This window comes from Corynebacterium sp. LaCa_70, from assembly GCF_058182015.1.
This window is the reverse complement of sequence record NZ_CP190914.1, coordinates 267,835-285,403: the sequence shown is the minus strand read 5'-3', so window position 1 is coordinate 285,403 and position 17,569 is coordinate 267,835. Positions and strand designations below refer to the sequence as shown.

The following is a 17,569-nucleotide window of genomic DNA, read 5'->3' as shown; positions in this document are numbered from 1 at the left end:
ACAGGTAGGTTTCAGGCAATGGTTAACGATATTTAATTCTTCCCACACCTGTTTACTCACCCACCACCAATAGATCCTTGACGACGAACTCGAGCACCTCCGGCGCCACCATTCCCGGGTGCGTAGCGTCGACACGATGCTCAGTCACCGCAGCACAATGCGGCTGCCATGCATCCGCGATCAATAACGGCGAACGCTGGTCCGCTTCCGCCGCCGCCACCACACAATGCACTGTGCCCGGATATAACCGGGTGCTATGGCTGCGCATCTGCGCAGAATTATGCCGCACCATGGTTACGATCATCTCGACCTCCTCGCCGCTCAGCTGACCGAATACTCCATCGGATGCGCGCAGGCACCGCACTACGTCGCTCGCGGATTCCACAACGCCACGCACACCAGCCATGTCGCACACGCCAGCCAATAATTCCTGTTCGGTGGGGGTCGGTAATTGCTTCCACACCTCCGCCGGGTAGGAATCAAGCAGCACCACCGCAGACACCGCAATATCAGTTTCTGCAAGCGCCGCCGCACAATCTTGCGCCACAACTCCACCGACGCTCCAGCCCAACAACTGGACACGTGCCACCCCACGCGCACGCAGCATCTCGCACACACGCGCCACCTTTTCTGACAAGCTCACCGCCGGCTCTGTGGCTTGCACGCACACAATTCCGCGGCCATCGTGCGGCACCAAAGATGCTAATGAGAAATACGACCAGCTCAACCCGCCTGCCGGGTAGAAACACACGATGAGATCCTCACCAACGCTGCTACAGTCATTGCTATCAGCACCGATGGGCTCACGCAGCCACAAAAATTCACTGAAGCCATCTTGCCGTCGCACCCGCGACAACCCAGCAGGTGTCGGATTGGCAAAAACATCGGCAACCCGCAGATGCAGCATTTTCGCCAACTGGATCGCCGTCAAGGAATTTCCGCCAGCTTCAAAAAAATGCGTGCTCGGGTCGGTGATATCAGCGTGCAGGACCTGACTAAAAGCGGCCAGTACCACTTCTGTTTTTAAATCCGACCCCGAATCTGTCACCGAATCCGACCCAGAATCCAACCCAGGATTGTCATTAGGGTCCGGCAATTGCGCGCGGTCGAGTTTGCCGTTGATGGTCACGGGAATGTCAGCAATTCGGAGAACCAAGCTCGGCACCATATACGCAGGTAACTGGGCACGGCACTGCTCAAGAATGTCCGCACGGAGCGTATCACTGAGCGCACCACTGAGCTCATCACTGTGCTCATCGAGCACCACATAAGCCACCAGCGCGGGCTGGCCTCGATATTCTCGCAGTAGCGCCACCGCACCTGCCACAGCGGGATGTTTTTGGATGACAGTTTCCACCTCACCAAGCTCAAGCCGCTGACCACGCAGTTTTACTTGCGCATCTTTCCGGCCCAAATAGTGCAACTGGCCGTCGGCAAGCCACAACGCATAATCGCCGGTGTCATAGGTTCCGTTCTGGAAAGCCTCGCTCACCAGCCCCTTGTACCCACGCGCGACTTGCATGCCGCCGATGATTAGTCGCCCACCAAACCCAATGGGCAGCTGCCGAGACTGAAAATCAACAATCGCAATCTCGGTATTCCATACCGGCGCTCCAATGGGAACAGACTGCTGGTCCGCATCAGTAACGGTATGTGCGGTGACATCAATCGCGGCTTCTGCCGGGCCATAAAGGTTGTGCACCTCGGCGCCCAATTGCACACGCGCCGCTTGCGCAAGACTGGCAGGCAACGCTTCGCCAGAGACCATCACGTTGCGCAGATAAACCGGCAACTGCGGATCATGCGCACTCAAATAACCCTGCAATGCCGAAGGAACAAAATGGCACAGGCTTGCTCGCGACGAATGCAACGCCGCTTGCACGGCCTGTGGATCTTTGTGTTCTTCTGGGTCCAACACCCACGCGCCCATGCCATAGGTCAACGGGTACAAGTATTCCCAAATGGAGACATCAAAGGACGACGGTGTTTTATGCAGCAGAATATCGTCACTGGTCAGATCATATTTTTCCGCCATCCATGCCAGACGGTTGGTGATTCCCGCATGCGTGTTCACCACCGCTTTCGGCGTGCCCGTCGACCCGGAAGTGAAAATGATGTAGGCGGCATCGCCAGGCTCTCGTTTCACCGGCGCGATCAGCGCGTGCGGTGGTTGTGCAGGATCAATAACCGCCCCGCCGATACTTGGCCCACCAATCTGAATGTGCGCTTGCGCGGTCTGTGCCATCGCTTGCCGACGCTCGGCTGGAAGCTGCGGATCGATAGGGACAAAAACACCGCCCACGGTGATCACCGCGCCGACGGCCACCAGAAAATCCACGCCTCGTTCCAAGTGAATAGCCACCGCTTGTCCCGGCTGCACACCGGCCGACAGCAGTGCGTTGGCCAGGCCAAAGACTCTTCCCGCTAGTTCTGCGATGGTGAGGTGTTCCTGCTTGGTGCGCAGCAGAATTTTCTGTCCGCCATCTGTGGCGTCATAGTGGGCCCATCCTAAAACTGTCGCGAGATGCGCGCCCAATGTGGGTGCGGCAATCGCATGCGTCGGGCCCTGGAAAGCCGCGATTTCTTGGCGCTCTTCCGGGAGCAAGAAATCCGGCTCATCTGGGTGCTCAATAGCAAAAGCGATGCGTGCGGCATGTTTATCCACCACATCCTGCAGGTTGCTGCCACGAGCCATGACAAAAATATCGCGCTCGCCACGCAGACAGGATTGCACAATGATTTCTATATCCGGAATAGGACCCACGCTGATGGTACGCAGCGAGCCAATCACGCCACCGCAACGAAACTGGGTGCTGAAGGGACGAATATTGATGTGCGGGCAGGTCCCGGAATACGCTGCATCGCGAAATTCATTCGCGAAAGCATCGTAGCTGCGGGTGTTGATACTTACTTGCGGGCGCATATCCACCGCCACTTGCCCCATGGGGCGATTCATCTGGGGAAATCCCAGGAAGATTTCCGGAGTATTGCCCAGGCTGGCGCAATACTGTGCCACAATATTGTGCACCGGCCCGGGGGTACTAATACGGGCATGGCCAGTAACGACGACCTCATCCACCCCGCGTGCTGCCCCAAGCAGAAGGGCAGATTGTTGTTCCGGATCAGCGGGGCGAAAATCTGCTGGTGGCTGGTCGCTTGCAAGCGCACTCATCGGTGCAAACGGAACAACTGGGTCTGGATCCCCAACTACGCGCGCACTGTAGGTTGCACAAATAAACTCCAGCATCCGGTGGATGGAATAACCATCACCAACCAAATGATGAAACCGTGCCAACCAGGCAGTCGTGCCGTCGGCAAGCTGCAGCAGATAATGCTCAGTCAGTGCGCTTTTCCCGGATACCGTGGCGGTACGCGATGCCCAGGTGAACAATTCCGGCCCGTAATTTAGCTCGCTGTGTGCGAGATGCACCGGGATGTACTGTTGAGGCCCATCGGGTGGGTGTGCATAACGTGCCTGTTCGGCGCTGTAGTAATCGGCGCAGACTACCGGGAGTTTTTGCAGGCAGTCCTGGATGCACGCGCGCAACAGTGGGCGGTCCAATTCACCGGAAAAATGCAGCAACTCCGCGCATTGAAACTGCGCGCTTTCTGGGCGTGCACTCTGCGCCAACCAAATATCGCGTTGGGTGGCGGAAAGATAAAAATTCTGCACCACAATCCTTAGTTTTCTTCAAATGCCGTTAACCACTGGTGCAGATACGGCTGTTCAAAAAGAACGTGGAATTGCACGTTGTAGCCTGCCAACCGCCAGTTTTCTGCCAGGGTGACTAAACGAATGGAATCCATCCCCTGGTCGGTCAGCGGCACGTCGTCGGCAAGCGAGTCTGGGTTGCAATCTAAAATCTCGGCGATATCGGCGCGTAATTGGGCAAGCGTCATGGTGGGTTCGGCGGTGGGTTCAGAAGTGGGTTCAGACATGGTTAGGTTTACTTCCTTTTGGGTTTAACAAAACGGTGTTTAGACGAATTGGTGCTGGAGTTGGCGTCGCAGATCTTTCCGGCTGATCTTGCCGACGCCGGTAAATGGGAATTCCGCTGCAATGCGGAAGACATCCGGGATTTTGTATTCCGCCACGCCGCGTTTCCGCAGATGCTCCCGAATTTCGGGTTCTGTCAGCTGTTCGGTCAGAATGAACGCACCGCAACGCTCCCCCAGGTAATCATCCGGCACAGAGACCACGGCTGCGTCGTTGATCCCCGGATGGGCAAGTAGGTGATTTTCAATTTCTTCCGCGGATATTTTCTCCCCGCCGCGGTTGATTTGATCTTTCTCCCGCCCTTCAATCACCAAATGCCCGGTGGGCAGCTGACGGACTATATCACCAGTGCAATAAAACCCGTCTTCGGTAAAAGACCCCGGATCCGCATGATTAAAATACCGCCGAATGGTATACGGACCGCGGGTCAACAGCCGCCCGCTTTCCCCCAGCGGTACTTCTTTGCCGTTGTCATCCACGATAATGATTTCATCCGCAGGCGACATCGGACGCCCCTGGGTATTGATCACTAGGTCGTGGCTATCGTGCAGACGGGTGTAATTGACCAGTCCTTCTGCCATGCCAAATACTTGCTGCAATTGACATCCAACGGCTTGGCTTACCCGCTGGGCTGCCTCCGGAGTCAATTTCGCCCCACCAACCTGCAATAACTGCAGACTATCCAGGTCGCACTGCAGCATCGGCTGCAACCGCGCCCACATCAGAGCCAACGGTGGGACCAACGCAGTCATGGTTACCTGGTGCTGGGCTATCATGGCCATCATTGCCGACGGCGCTGGTTCATCGCACATGACGACGGTTCCGCCTGCATACAGCACCCCTAAGATTCCTGGCGATGACATAGTGAAATTATGTGAAGCCGGCAAAACCACCAAGAAGCGGGTCTGGGGTGATAATTGGCAGATCTTCGCGGATTCACGCACCGAATACAGATAATCCGCATGGGTGCGTGGGATCAACTTCGGGGTTCCGGTGGTCCCTCCTGATACCTGCAGGAATGCTAGATCGAGCGCGCTGGGCGCAGCGGGGTGGAATGCCGACGCATTCGAGACCTGTGCAGTCGAGACCTGTGCACAACCTGGTGCAGGCTCGGTGATCATGAGCAGATCCTGGAAGGTCTCCTGCAACACCACAGCATCTGCCCCGGCGCGAGCGGAACCGATATACGCAGTAGCAGAAGTCGTGCGAATGAAGTGAGTGATCTCCGCTAAACCGTGTGAGTTCAGGCTAAATACTGGCACTGCTCCCACACGGAATACCGCTGCCACATACACGACGTAATCAACGATATTGGGAAGCTGGATCACGACGTAATCAGTACCGCGAATTCCACGCTCGGCTAATGCTGCCGCGGTAGCGTCGATGGCAGTCGCGAGTTCTTGGTAGCTTAACGACGTCCATTCGCCGTGCATATCGGGCCCACAGATTGCCTCGCGCTGCGGGTAGCGCCGCGCAGCATCGTGGAAAAAGTGCGCGAAAGTATCGTCTGTCCATAATCCTGCCTGTCGATAAGCATCGACGACGTCGGCAGGATACAGCGGATCATGCTCCATGTGGTGTCTCTCCTGAAATCCCCAGTGCTGCGCGCACTGGACCTAATTTGAATGTGGTTTCTTCTAGCTCGGTGTCCGGGTCAGAATCAGCGACGATTCCGCCACCGGCATAGGCGGTTGCGGTGTCGCCGTCGAGCAGTGCGCTGCGGATAGCCACCCGCCATTCCCCGTCACCGTTTTCATTCGCCCAGCCGACGGTTCCGGCGTATAAACCACGGTCAGGTTCGTCTGCAGCCAAAATGGATTGGGCTACCGACGCTGGTGCCCCGTTAACGGCGGCCGTGGGGTGCAGCATGCGCGCGAGATCCACCACGCTAAGGTGCGGGTCGCGGAGTTCACCGAGAATACGGGTTCCCAGATGCCAGGTATGAGACGTTTGCATCAGCGATGGCTCATCGGGCACGGTCAACGACGTGCACAGGGGCGCTAGTACCTCGCGGATTCCTTCTGTGACAAACGCGTGTTCGTGCTGGTCCTTACTGGATTGCGCCAATTGCTGGGCTACCTGTTGATCTTTGTCTGGGTCTGCTTGCCGACGCACGCTGCCTGCCAGCGGGAACGAAGAAATAACAGAGCCGGTTTTCCGGATCAGCACCTCTGGACTGTTGCCCAGGAAATACCGGCCGGCGCCCAGGTCTACGAAGTGGCTATAGCAGTCCGTGGAATTACGCGTGAGCTCGGCAAAGACCTGCCACGGATCAATCGCACCCGCGAACTGGTAAACCTCCCGGCGCGACAGCACGATCTTGTCCAGCTCACCGGCGCGAATGCGCTGACGCATCTGCGCTACCCGGGCGGTGTGTTCTGCCAGGCTGGGCAGGTAACTGGTCTTGTGCAACTGACGCACCTCGCGCAGCTGCTTAGTGCTCTGCGCTTGTGCGCCCAGAAACGGTGCATCGGAATGTTCCAGGCGAGAGGGAATAAACAGCGCGGCTGGCTCCCCTGGGTGATACGGCATCGCCCCCACCAAGGCGTGTTCGCCGCGGTGAGCGAATTCCAGCGCAGCATCAACCGAAGCAAAACGACGCGCGATGCCGGTAGCCGTCACCGAAGCAGTAGCGTGGTTGAACACGAACTGCGGCAACGACGACGCAGATTCTGAGGTGGTTGCGTTACTCATAGCTGTGTCACCACGAATCGCTGCGCTACATCCGCAGTGCGGACAACAACGCCGCAGTTCGCGGCTACCCACTCCAGCATTCCGGCGTGCTTAGCCGCAGAAAAGTCCGCGATCGCATCGGCCACCACGAACGGCTGAATATCACGCATGAAGGCATCGGCTGCAGACACCTGACACCCAATATGTCCATAGACCCCGGTGATCAGCAGCTGATCGCGGCCTGCATAACGGAGTGCTTCAGCGAGATCTGTGCGCGCAAAAGCGGAGTACCGCCACTTCGTCAACACATGGTGCTGTGGTTGTGGGGCGATGGCATCAATGATGGCAGCCTGGCTTTCCGTTTGCAGTCCGTGGCCCCAGCGGTCAGTCAACAATCCGCGGCGAATCGCAGCCTGTGCCGGTGGTTGCTGGGAATAAAACACCGGAACACCAGCAGCATCAGCCTGCTCGATCAGCTGCTGCAGATTACGCACCACCGTGCTGATCGGTTCAGCGTCCTGCTGGTAAGCAGCAAGAAAATACTGCTGCATATCGTGCACCAACAACGCAGCGCGGTCACGTTCTAACTGCCAATCCAGAACCGTCGGGGTGCCTGTGGGCTCTGCGGGCAGGGCGTCGGCAAGCGAATAGGGAGAAATCGAGGGAATAGACACAACTAACTTTCTTCTTGATCTTTCGGAGCAGGGTTATCTTTCGGAACCACGATGGGCCGGCCAGTTTCTGGGTCCTCGAGCAATATGCACTCCAGCTCGTAGACGGCAGAGATAAACTCGGGGGTCACCACCTCGCCCACCGGCCCATGAGCTTGGATGGCGCCGTTTTTCATCACCACCAAGTTGGTGGCATAGCGAAACGCCATGGATAACTCATGCAGCACCATCACCACGGTTTTGCCAGCGTGCTGCAATTTTCGGCTGAGGTTGAGTACCTCCACCTGGTGGGTGATGTCGAGATACGTCGTGGGCTCATCCAGCAGCACCAGCGGAGTATCCTGTGCCAGCACCATGGCCAGCCATACGCGTTGGCGCTGGCCCCCAGACAATTCATCGACGCGCCGGGCAGCATGCTCACTGATCCCGGCTTGTTCCATAGCGGTGGCAACAGCATCTTCGTCCGCGGCGGACCAGGAACCGAAGACGTTTTGGTAGGGGTAGCGCCCGCGGGCAACGAGCTCGTCGACACGAATGCCATCCGGGGTGACCGGCGATTGCGGAAGCATGCTCATGGTGCGCGCAATTTCTTTCGCCCCCATCTCCGCTAAGGGCTTCCCGCCCAGAGTAATCACTCCGGAACTGGGAAGAACTCGGGAAAGCGCACGCAGCAGCGTCGATTTACCGCAGGCATTAGGGCCAACGATCACCGTGATCTCTCCGCGCGGGATGGCGATGTCAACGCCGTCGATAATCGGGGTGCCGCCGTAGCCGACCCGCAGGTTTTCTCCCGCCAGAATCACATCAGTTGTCATTCGTGTGCCACTTTCTCAGTAATAACCAAATCAAATACACCCCGCCGAGGCTGCCCGTCACCACGCCAACAGGAAGCTGCACCGGAGCGAGCAAACGTTGTGCGATGATGTCGCTGGCCAACACCAACACCGCACCCATCAACCCGGAATTCACCATGGCAATGCCGGGATCAAAGCGGCGGGCCAGCTGCGGAGCAGCCAGCGCAACAAAGGCGATAGGCCCGGCGATAGCGACAGATAATGCCGTTAGCACGACCCCCACCGCGATCATCTCCCGGCGTCGCCGGTGCACCCGCACTCCTAAACCAGCAGCCAGGTCATCGCCGCTGAGCATGATCTGCAACGGACGCGCCAGCAGCAATGCGAGCGGGACCACCACCGCCAAGATCGCCACCAGCACGCCGATTTCTGGCCAGGTGGTGGCATTCAGCGATCCCGCCAGCCACTGCGCGGCGGTTTGTGCCGGTCCTAGCTCCGCGCGCACAATCAGAATCGAATTGAGCGCTTGCAAGATGGCTGCGGCACCAATTCCGACCAGCACTAGTTGGGTGCCGCTGACCTTCCGGTTTTTGATGCTCAACAGGTAAACGATCGTCGCACTGGCCACACCACCCAACATCGCGCCTACCCCGATCACGGCCGGACCAGCCTGCAAGATAATGATCGCGAACAGCGCCCCGGATGCTGAGCCGGTGCTAAAACCGATGATGTCCGGGCTGCCCAGCGGATTATTGGACAGGCGCTGGAAAATATTTCCGGACAGCCCCAGTGCCGCGCCCACCATGAGCGCGCCAAATACGCGGGGCAAACGCTGGTCTTGCACAAAGTACCTAATCAAAGGATCATCGCCAAGACCGAACAGACCAGCTACCGTTTGGCCCAGCGTCATCGGGTAATCGCCCAACAATAAACCCACAATAGCTGCGGCAATGACGACCAGTACCAGCACGGCAGAAGTGCACAAGCTGGCACGATAAAAACGGATTCCGGCAAGGTGGACATAACGACTCGGTGCGCTGGTATGCATTCTGTGCCGCATTTACACCGCCCCAATCTTCTTCATCCGCACCACTGCAATAAAAATCGGCCCACCCAGCACCGCTGATAACAGCCCAGTTTGTACTTCCTGCGGCATTATCACCAACCGCGCCAACACGTCGGCAGCCAACAAAAACACAGGCCCAATAACCACAGATCCAGCAAGGATCGCACGGTTATCGTGGCCGAATAGCCCGCGCGCAGCGTACGGAACGGCCAAACCGACAAACATCAGCGGGCCAACAGCAGCAGTGGCAGTACCAGCCAAAATGGTGATAGCGCTAAACGTCAGCACGCGGGTGCGCCAGACTTTCACGCCCAACGCAGTGCCCATTTCTTCACCTAAAGACAAAGCATTCAACGACGGTGCCGAAGCAAAAGCAAAAACCAAACCCAGGAGAATAAACACCCAGATATGCTCCAGCACCGGCCACCCGCGTCCTTCCACGGAGCCAGCAGCCCAATAGCGGAACTCATTGAACGCATTCGCGTTAGACAAAATGATGGCCTGCACCAAAGAACTAATTGCCATGGAAATCGCCACACCCGCCAAGGTCAACCGTGCCGGGCTGGGTACCGAATTCCTGCCTGCGCCACCAAGCACATAAACCATGATGCTGGCCAGCAAAGCGCCAACAATGGCCAAGAAAATATAGTTATTTATCCCTGTCACGCCAGCGAACGCCACCCCAGCAACCACCGCGATAGAAGCCCCGGCATTAATGCCCAGGATTCCCGGGTCGGCCAGTGGGTTGCGCGTTAACGCCTGCATCAACGCACCAGCCACCCCGAGTGCAGCGCCCACCAGCACCACCACGATCGTGCGCGGAAGCCGCTGCTGCAATACCAAGGTATCCGTGGCGGTATCGCCATTATTGCTTAACGACGCCCATACTTGACCAGGGCTAATGTTGTTGGAGCCAAAAAACAGCGAGGCTGCGACCGCCACACCCAAAACAGCCACCGCGAGCACAGCGGCTGGAAGAAAACTGATTCTCGTCATTATGTATGCGCACTACCCGCCGTGGAAATACTGCGTTGGGCGCTGGTATTGCTCTTCCCGACGATCACGGCGCAGTTGTAACAACACCCAGACATTGATCGCGGTGAGTCCCACCAGCAAAATCGCGCCACCGACGAACAAACCGATAACTGGTGCGCGGGCACCAGAAGCTTGCTGGGCAGCAGCCTGGGAAATAGCGCTGGGTTGCGAGGGATCATCCGCATTTTTATCGAAGACGCCAGCGGTACCGGTACTCGCGTCTTGGGCCAAAAATGCACCGTCGATGCCGATCGCTCCTGCACCGGTAGCACCAGCGGCACCTCCATCGCCAGTGTTTGTTCCAGCTGGCGCGGCAGCACCAGCCGCACGGCCAGCAGCACCACCAGCAGCACCAGTGCTTCCTGCAGCCGTAGATCCAGCTCCGCCACCTCCGGCGGCAGCACCGCCACCAGCATTGCCCCCAGAACGTGCTGGTGCCGCGGCACCTGCCCCTTGGTTCCGCGCAGCCGGTTGACCTTGCCCACGAGCCGGAGCCTGTCCCTGGTTGCGTGCTGGCTGGTTACGGTTGGCCTGGGCCGCACCGGCTTGGTTGTTGCGTGCCGGTTGGTTCTGGCCCGCACCACCAGCTTGACCCTGCGGACGCTGGCCAGCACTAGCACCAGCATTACCGCCAGCACGCGCCACCACGGTGAAATCGGAACCGGCGCGGGCGGTATACCCCAAGTTGTTTTCCCCACCAGTCGCTAAGTAACGCAACCAGTGTCCGCCGGGTGCCATGGTGCACGGAATCTGCAACGAGCCAGAGGCTGTGCCGCCGCTACCAATGCGCTGGGTCTGTACGACTCCCGCACCGTGGGTGGCTTGATCGGTTCCGTCGCCGTCGTCAATTTTGATGTGCACGGTTTCGCCAGCAGGAAAGCCCGCGACATTCCAGTTAAGCGTGCCGCATTGTTCTACTGTCCGCGGGCTCACGCTTGTCGACGTACCCGGCGTATCCGCGGATGCTCCTCCCGGTGGCAATGCCGCCGCGGGAAAAGCCGTGGCTACCATTGCCCCGGACAACACCGCGACGAGACTAATTCGGCGTACTGCTTGCAGGATTTTCTGCCCACTCATGATCATCTTTTCTTCAAATCCGGTCTTGTGACTCTGGTGTTGACTGACTGTGCTGTTGGCTTGCTGCTATCCCGCGCCAATTCAGCGTTTCTTTCGGGCCACGATTCCCACTGCGACCGCCGCGACTGCCGAAATCAGCAGGCCAGCCGCAATCAAACCCCAATCCGCTGCGCTCATGGCTGAAGCACTGGCCGTCGCCAAGCGTGGGCTGGCTGCGGTGCGTCCCATGCTGTTTTCCGCCAACTGATTGCCCAAGTCCAGGTCCACCCAGCCGAGCAGGCCGGAATCGTCGCTGATAGCAAGTGTGTACGAGCCGTCGGGAAGCCCAGAGGTATCGAAGGCAATCTCGCCGAATTCGTCGACCTGCGCCCAACCAACCGGGGTGGTTTTTGTTTTGTCGTCGATGTAGATGTGCAGGAATACCCAATCACCAGGTTGTTTGGTCGGCAGTTGGATGTAGACCAAGTCCCCGTCAAAGACCGCAGCCAGGCCACCCGAGTTGCTCTCATCCAGGTCTTCGCGCTTGTCGACGGGCTGGCTCGGTTCGTGCTCAGGCTTAGCCGGCCAATTACTAGCAGGGTTATCCGGTTGCTGGATCGCCGAGGCATCAACCGCGAAGTTTGTTCCCGCTGAATTTTGGGCACCACCGCTATTCGCAGCGCCAGCCTGTCCGGCTGCCGGAGCCTGCGCGATACCCGCGCTGACGTTATCGACCGTCGAAGCCTGCACTACCCGGTAGTTCTCATCGGCATAAGCGGCATCAGCAGCTAACACGCCATCGTCATAGTGCGCCGTTTCTGCATAGCCCGCATCAGACTCGGCAGGTTTCGTGACGAGTTTCGAGTTTTCCACCTGTGTCAGCAGTTTTTTCAGCTCGCCGTCCAGCGTGCCTACGGCAGCGGTAAATTCATCGATCTGTTTAGTCTCAGAATTAGATGTCGCCGTCTGACCGGCAGCGCCGGTGTCTCCAGTCGCCCCACCAGCTGCTCCAGCAGTTCCGGCGGTACCGGAAGTACCGGCAGTGCCTGGGTTTGCTGTGCCGTTATTCCCAGTACCCGGTGAACCCGAGTTACCCGAGTTACCTGGGCTCGGCGCAGAAATCGTCGGGTTCTTCGGTTCCCACCAGTTCCACCCCAGCACCGCGTTTTTGTTGTCTTGGTTTCCACTCTGGATCACCAATTTCAATGCGCCTTCCGGCACACGAACCGGTTTGCCATTGACGGTGTCCAGCGGCAGGGTGAGCTCGCCTTTATCGTCCAGACGCGCCCAGTAATTTCCCCACGGCAGACGTGGTGAGCCATCAGCGATATAGGTACTGGCGAAAACCCAGTCGCCCTTTTTGCCACCATTGACGGCTACGCGTAGGGAGTTTTTATTCTCAGTGATGCTCAGATCGTGTTCGCTGCCCTTCGGAATATCCTCGTCATAGTGGACAGGCTCCGGCGGCACCGACGGGCGGTATTCACCGACGACAAAAGGCAACCGGGTGGTAAAAACCGGGTCGTTTTCTTGCAGGGAACCAGACAGCACCTGGATGGTGTGCTCGCCTTCTTGCAAAATGTTTTTCGAGTTCGCAGGCGTCGGCAAGTCCAATTCCAGGTCTAAGGTGCCGTTTTTCGAATCGGCTTGTTCTACGTGCCAGATCGTGGCGTTGGCGTATTTGCCATCAGTTCGGGTGACCTGTCCGGCATTGAATTTGAAAGCCACGCGCGCGCCGCCGGATTCGGTATTACAAAAACCAGTTCCGGTGATTTTTACTTTGCCGTCCACGGCTAGTTTTGCGGCTTTGATTTCTGGTTTCGGTGTGGTGTTGGTGCACGCAATGATTTCTTTTTTCGGTGGCGCATATTCCACCCCGCCGACTACCAACCACGGGCTGGTCAAAGAATGCTGCTCTTGCCCCGCAATCAGGCCGCTGGCTGCGTTGACGCGCAGAGCTTGCCCCGCCTGCAGGTTACTCGGCAACGTGATTTTTTCTTCGAAATTGCCGTTGCTATCGGCATGAAACTGCGCCCAGATGGTGTGATCCGGTTGCCCATTCCCCGGGTGGTTAATGATATCTTGGGTGCGTGTGAGCTGCGCGTTGTTTTCCACGTTCAGTTTTACGGTGATGGTGGAACCGGCACCCCATTTTTGCCCGCGCACCACCGCTTGACCACCAGGAGCGACGTCTTTTTGTACCTGCAATACGGTGCCGTCTTTTTCTGCCTGCACCACGGTGATGGTGCCAGTATCTGCCTGGTTTTGGGCTTGCGTCTGCGCCTGGGCCTGCGGGATCAGCGGCGAATTGGGGGCCAACCCGACCGCTGGCATTCCGGCAAGTAGTACACAGGAGAATCCAGCCAGTACAGCAGGGCGGGTAAAGAAACGATTGCGGGAAGCAAAAGGCTGAGAAGAAAGCATGGGAGGCGATCCTTAAATGAGAGCCGGTAAATGAGAGCCAGTAAATGAGAGCCAGTGTGGGCACGAGCTTTACTGGGGGCTAAACCAAAGCGGCGTTGATGTCATCCAAAATTTTGTGCATGAGCAGCGGACCACCGGTGGACGTCCAGGCCGAACCATCGACCGGGATGATGCGGTTGGCTTGGAAGGCTTTCAAATCCGTGAACCCAGGGACTTTTTGCGCTTCCTGGATGCTCTTGATGGCATCGTCGACGTCTGCGGCTCCACCGGTTTCTGGGTTATCCACCGAAGAACCGCCCAGGGTGCCGAAGAAAATATAATCCGCGTCGATGTCACTCAGGTTTTCCAGCGAAACCGGCTCGGAGTGGCCGCGGCCTTCGCGATCCTGATTGCTCGGACGTGCTAGGTCAAGATCGTCCAGCGCACGCCCGGCAGGCAGGTCTTTCAAAATCAACGCCGGGGAATTTCCTTGCCACCGGACCACGGAGAACGTGGAGTCTCGGTACTCGTGCAGGGCATCTTTGAGTTGCGCAGCCTTCTCGTCGTAAGCATCGAGTACGTGTTGGCCTTGTTCTTCCATGTTCATCGCTTCGGCGGTCAATGCGAAGTTTTCTCGCCAGTCCCCGCCTGCGTAGCCGGTAAAGACCACTGGTGCGATCTCACGCAAAGCTGCGATGATCGGTGGGTTGTTGTTGATGGAGGTGGCATCAACCAAAATTAAATCTGGGTTAGCGGCGCCAATAGCTTCAAAATTTGGTTGGGCAACCGCGCCCAGTAGTTCGAGATCACCGGCTTGTTCCTGCAGGTAGTTCGCTACCGTGCCCTGGCCACGTCCAGTCACGGTGCCCGCGGGTCGCACGCCCAAAGCCAACAGGCCATCCAACGTCGGTTCGGATAATGCGACGACGCGTTCCGGATGCTCCGGGACGACAACTTCGGTGCCTTCTACATCTACTACCACTCGACTTTCCCCGTCGACAGCCGCAGCCGAAGAATTCCCCGATGCAGACGAACAGGCGCTAAGCCCCAATGAGGAGAGTACGAGCACAACCAGCGCACTCATTGCATGTGAGCGTATTTTCATGGCAACGCAATAGCCTTTCGCATGTGAAAAATAATCGGGGTGGGAATTGGGATGAGGCGTTATCGACGACGATGCCGACAAGCCCGAGCGGTAGTAGATGGAGAACGCACCGCGGAATGAGCGCCTGCCCTGTAACAATTGCTGTGCTCATGACAGTGTTTGTCGCAGTGACCGGCGTTCATTCCGTCAGTCGGGTAGTCCGCGGTGAGCAGACCGCCTAGTTTTTAGCGCAGGTGTGGCGGAACCAGGTGGCTTGGGATGATTCCGATGTGTACCAGGTGCTTGACCAGCTGGCCGACGCCGAATGCCAGCGCACCGAAGCTGAATACGCCGAGTGCGAATTTGATGACGTCGCCGAAAGAGTTGGACTTCGGCAGCTTGAACTGAGAAGACCCAGATGGCTTCGGCTTAGGGGTTGGCTTTGCGGTATCCTCTGGACCCTTCGGATCTGCTGGCGCTCCAGCTGCCCCTGGGTTGTCTGCAGGAGCATTTTCTCCCGCAGGAGCATCGTTTGCCGGAGGGGTCACGTTGCCTGGCTGTTCTGCGTTGCCTGCACCTGCAGCTGGAGCGCTCGGGGTGCCCGTGAACTTGTAACGGTGGATCTGATCGTTGTCGACGCCTTCAGCACGAGAGCGCTTATTCACGGCATAGACGGATCCATCCGGGCCAACGGTGACGTGGTTTGCGTTGGCACCCGCTGACAAGTTAGCCACTACCTCGTGCGTATTCGCATCGATGACAGTGACGGTCGCAGCCGCCCGGTTGGTGACGTATACGCGGTTGTCTTTCGCGTTGTAGGCAGCGTTCAACGCGCCAGCACCGGTTGGTACTTCCTTGATGAAGGCACCATCTTTGGCATTGATGACCACGACATTGCCGGATCCCTGCGAAGCCACGTAGAGGTGGTCTTTACCTGGAACATAGGCCACACCGGATGCACGATCGACCTTGTCACCCAGGTCAAAAACCTGGATTTCGTCGTTATTGCGCACGTTGATGCGGGCTGCCTTCGGGTTCTGCAGCGAAACGGTGTACAGGTTGCCGGTGGTTTGATCCAGGTCCATCGACATCACCGATGGCATACCAGGAACGTCAATCGAGCGAACCAACTTCTTGTCTTTGGCGCTGAATACATCAATGCGGCCGGCATCTGCCTTACGGTCAACAACCGAGACATAAGCGAGCCCAGTGCTTTCGTCAACGACAACATCGCGAGGGTGGGTCGTGCTCTTCTTCTCAAATTGGTGTACTAGTTCCAGGTTGTCCTGGCGGTAGACAGCTACTTGGTCGCTGCGAGTATTGGTAATCCAGACCAGACCGTTCGCATTGTCCAGGCCGATGCCGTAGGCAGCAGGAGTGCCGTTATCCAGCTTCTTTTCTGCTTTGACTTCCAGGGTGGTGGCATCCAGCTTGTAGATGGAGCCGCTTTCTTGCGGTGGGCGGCCATCGCTGCGGGCGACAAAGACTTCGCCCTTGTTGTTGACCGCGCTCTGGTACAGGCCAGGAGCGGTCTTCGAGGTTGTGATCTCGTAGCTTTGCTCGTTATACGTGGCTTGCGAGGCCGAAATCCGTTGAGTCAGTTCACGGGTTTTGGTTTCGCCGTCAACTTCGTAGCTGAACTGCACCGGTGCGCGGAACGGTGCATCGGTAGGGATCTGCACGTCCTTGATTTCGGCAACGCCCTTGTCGTCGGCAACAGCGCTTTGGCCTTCTGCCAACCAGTTCTTGTCTGCGGTGCCGACGGCGGTGATCTTTGAGCCTGGCTTCAGGTTCACACCGGTGAACGTGACTTTCGCTCCCTGCGCAGCATCGTTGGTCACGTTGCCAGCAGACTGAACCTGCACGGTGGCTACGGCTCGGACTGGGTTCTCGGTACCGGAGCGGAAACCAATCGTGTGCTCACCTTCCAGTGCCTGACCAGGCTGCAGAATCGCGGTACCTTCGACGGTGCCGTGCTCGCTGATCTGCAGAGAATCCTTGGTCTCGCGACCTGCAGCGAACTTCACTGGGGCGTCGCCAAGCTTGGCGACGACGTCCTGGCCTGCTGGGAAGCCTTCCAGCTTAAATTTCACATTTACCTGACCGGCCTTAGTGCCGCGTCCATCAGCACCGAAAGTGGTGGCCTGTACGTCAACAACCTTGGCAGCGTTGTCAGTTTGTGCTGGTGGTACAGCAGGGGCAGGGTCCTGGTTAGCTGGAGGGGTTACAGCACCTGGCTCTGGTTGTGGATCCTGAGCAGCAGCTGCTGGTTCTGCGAGGGTGCCACAGGTGCCTGGCTGGTCACCTTCGGCCAGCACATGGATTTCCGTGGCAATGCTCGCTTGTAATGGAGCAGCACCTAAAACCCGAATTTCGTATTTGCCAGACTTCAGCGGCTTTCCTTGGATATCCGTGGTCGGCAAAACCAATTGAGTTTCAAAGGAACCATCCACCAATGGTGCTGGAAGTCGCAAATCAGTTGGTCCTGGATTTCGTTCAAGACCAGCACCTGCCGATTGATTCTCAGCCCACCAGAGGCTATTCGCATTGAGTTTGAAAGTAAGGTAGCCATCTTCCCCACGTGGAGCGAAGCCAGTGCCTTTCACGGTAACAACATCACCAGGCTTGTAGTTTTTCTGTTCTACCGTGAGGGCGCCTTGACCGCTGGTTGGTCGCGCGGTGAAGCTCGAGCACGTTTGTGCATCCTGTGCGAATGCCGGGGTGGTCTGTACAACGGCCAGGCCGCCGAAAGTGACGCTGGCTGCCATCAAACCAGCGAGAGCACGCTGC

The 17,569-nt window shown here is 57.8% G+C and carries 12 protein-coding genes; all 12 read right to left on the bottom strand.

What is annotated here, in order from left to right; genetic code table 11:
* Positions 1 to 52 precede the first annotated feature (52 nt).
* The 12 genes from ACP8MI_RS01260 to ACP8MI_RS01205 all read right to left on the bottom strand — a co-directional run bounded on the left by ACP8MI_RS01260 (position 53) and on the right by ACP8MI_RS01205 (position 17,547).
* A complete protein-coding gene (locus ACP8MI_RS01260) occupies positions 53 to 3,676 on the bottom strand; it encodes an amino acid adenylation domain-containing protein (RefSeq protein WP_490290687.1) in 3,624 nt (1,207 codons plus the stop codon).
* Between the two features lie 5 nt (positions 3,677 to 3,681).
* Positions 3,682 to 3,939: a phosphopantetheine-binding protein gene (locus tag ACP8MI_RS01255; protein WP_259817003.1), complete on the bottom strand. Its 258-nt coding sequence runs from the start codon at positions 3,937 to 3,939 to the stop codon at positions 3,682 to 3,684.
* 39 nt (positions 3,940 to 3,978) lie between these two features.
* On the bottom strand, positions 3,979 to 5,571 hold the full coding sequence (locus ACP8MI_RS01250) for a (2,3-dihydroxybenzoyl)adenylate synthase (RefSeq protein WP_284589420.1): 1,593 nt from the start codon (positions 5,569 to 5,571) through the stop codon (positions 3,979 to 3,981).
* On the bottom strand, positions 5,561 to 6,691 hold the full coding sequence (locus ACP8MI_RS01245) for an isochorismate synthase (protein ID WP_049168527.1): 1,131 nt from the start codon (positions 6,689 to 6,691) through the stop codon (positions 5,561 to 5,563). The genes ACP8MI_RS01250 and ACP8MI_RS01245 overlap by 11 nt, the downstream gene beginning before the upstream one ends.
* Positions 6,688 to 7,344 (bottom strand): isochorismatase family protein, encoded by a 657-nt coding sequence (locus tag ACP8MI_RS01240; protein ID WP_284589419.1) that lies wholly within the window; start codon positions 7,342 to 7,344, stop codon positions 6,688 to 6,690. The genes ACP8MI_RS01245 and ACP8MI_RS01240 overlap by 4 nt, the downstream gene beginning before the upstream one ends.
* 2 nt (positions 7,345 to 7,346) lie before the next feature.
* Positions 7,347 to 8,156 (bottom strand): ABC transporter ATP-binding protein, encoded by an 810-nt coding sequence (locus ACP8MI_RS01235; RefSeq protein ID WP_284589418.1) that lies wholly within the window; start codon positions 8,154 to 8,156, stop codon positions 7,347 to 7,349.
* Complete coding sequence (locus ACP8MI_RS01230; protein ID WP_284589417.1) at positions 8,146 to 9,183, bottom strand: FecCD family ABC transporter permease; 1,038 nt, start codon at positions 9,181 to 9,183, stop codon at positions 8,146 to 8,148. The genes ACP8MI_RS01235 and ACP8MI_RS01230 overlap by 11 nt, the downstream gene beginning before the upstream one ends.
* Before the next feature lie 12 nt (positions 9,184 to 9,195).
* A complete protein-coding gene (locus ACP8MI_RS01225; RefSeq protein ID WP_284589416.1) occupies positions 9,196 to 10,197 on the bottom strand; it encodes a FecCD family ABC transporter permease in 1,002 nt (333 codons plus the stop codon).
* 12 nt (positions 10,198 to 10,209) lie between these two features.
* On the bottom strand, positions 10,210 to 11,313 hold the full coding sequence (locus tag ACP8MI_RS01220) for a hypothetical protein (RefSeq protein ID WP_284589415.1): 1,104 nt from the start codon (positions 11,311 to 11,313) through the stop codon (positions 10,210 to 10,212).
* Between the two features lie 81 nt (positions 11,314 to 11,394).
* Complete coding sequence (locus tag ACP8MI_RS01215; protein WP_284589414.1) at positions 11,395 to 13,716, bottom strand: hypothetical protein; 2,322 nt, start codon at positions 13,714 to 13,716, stop codon at positions 11,395 to 11,397.
* 79 nt (positions 13,717 to 13,795) lie between these two features.
* Positions 13,796 to 14,800, bottom strand: coding sequence for an ABC transporter substrate-binding protein (locus ACP8MI_RS01210; protein WP_249606293.1), 1,005 nt, complete (start codon positions 14,798 to 14,800; stop codon positions 13,796 to 13,798).
* 224 nt (positions 14,801 to 15,024) lie between these two features.
* Positions 15,025 to 17,547: a YncE family protein gene (locus ACP8MI_RS01205; RefSeq protein ID WP_337891666.1), complete on the bottom strand. Its 2,523-nt coding sequence runs from the start codon at positions 17,545 to 17,547 to the stop codon at positions 15,025 to 15,027.
* Between the last annotated feature and the right edge of the window lie 22 nt (positions 17,548 to 17,569).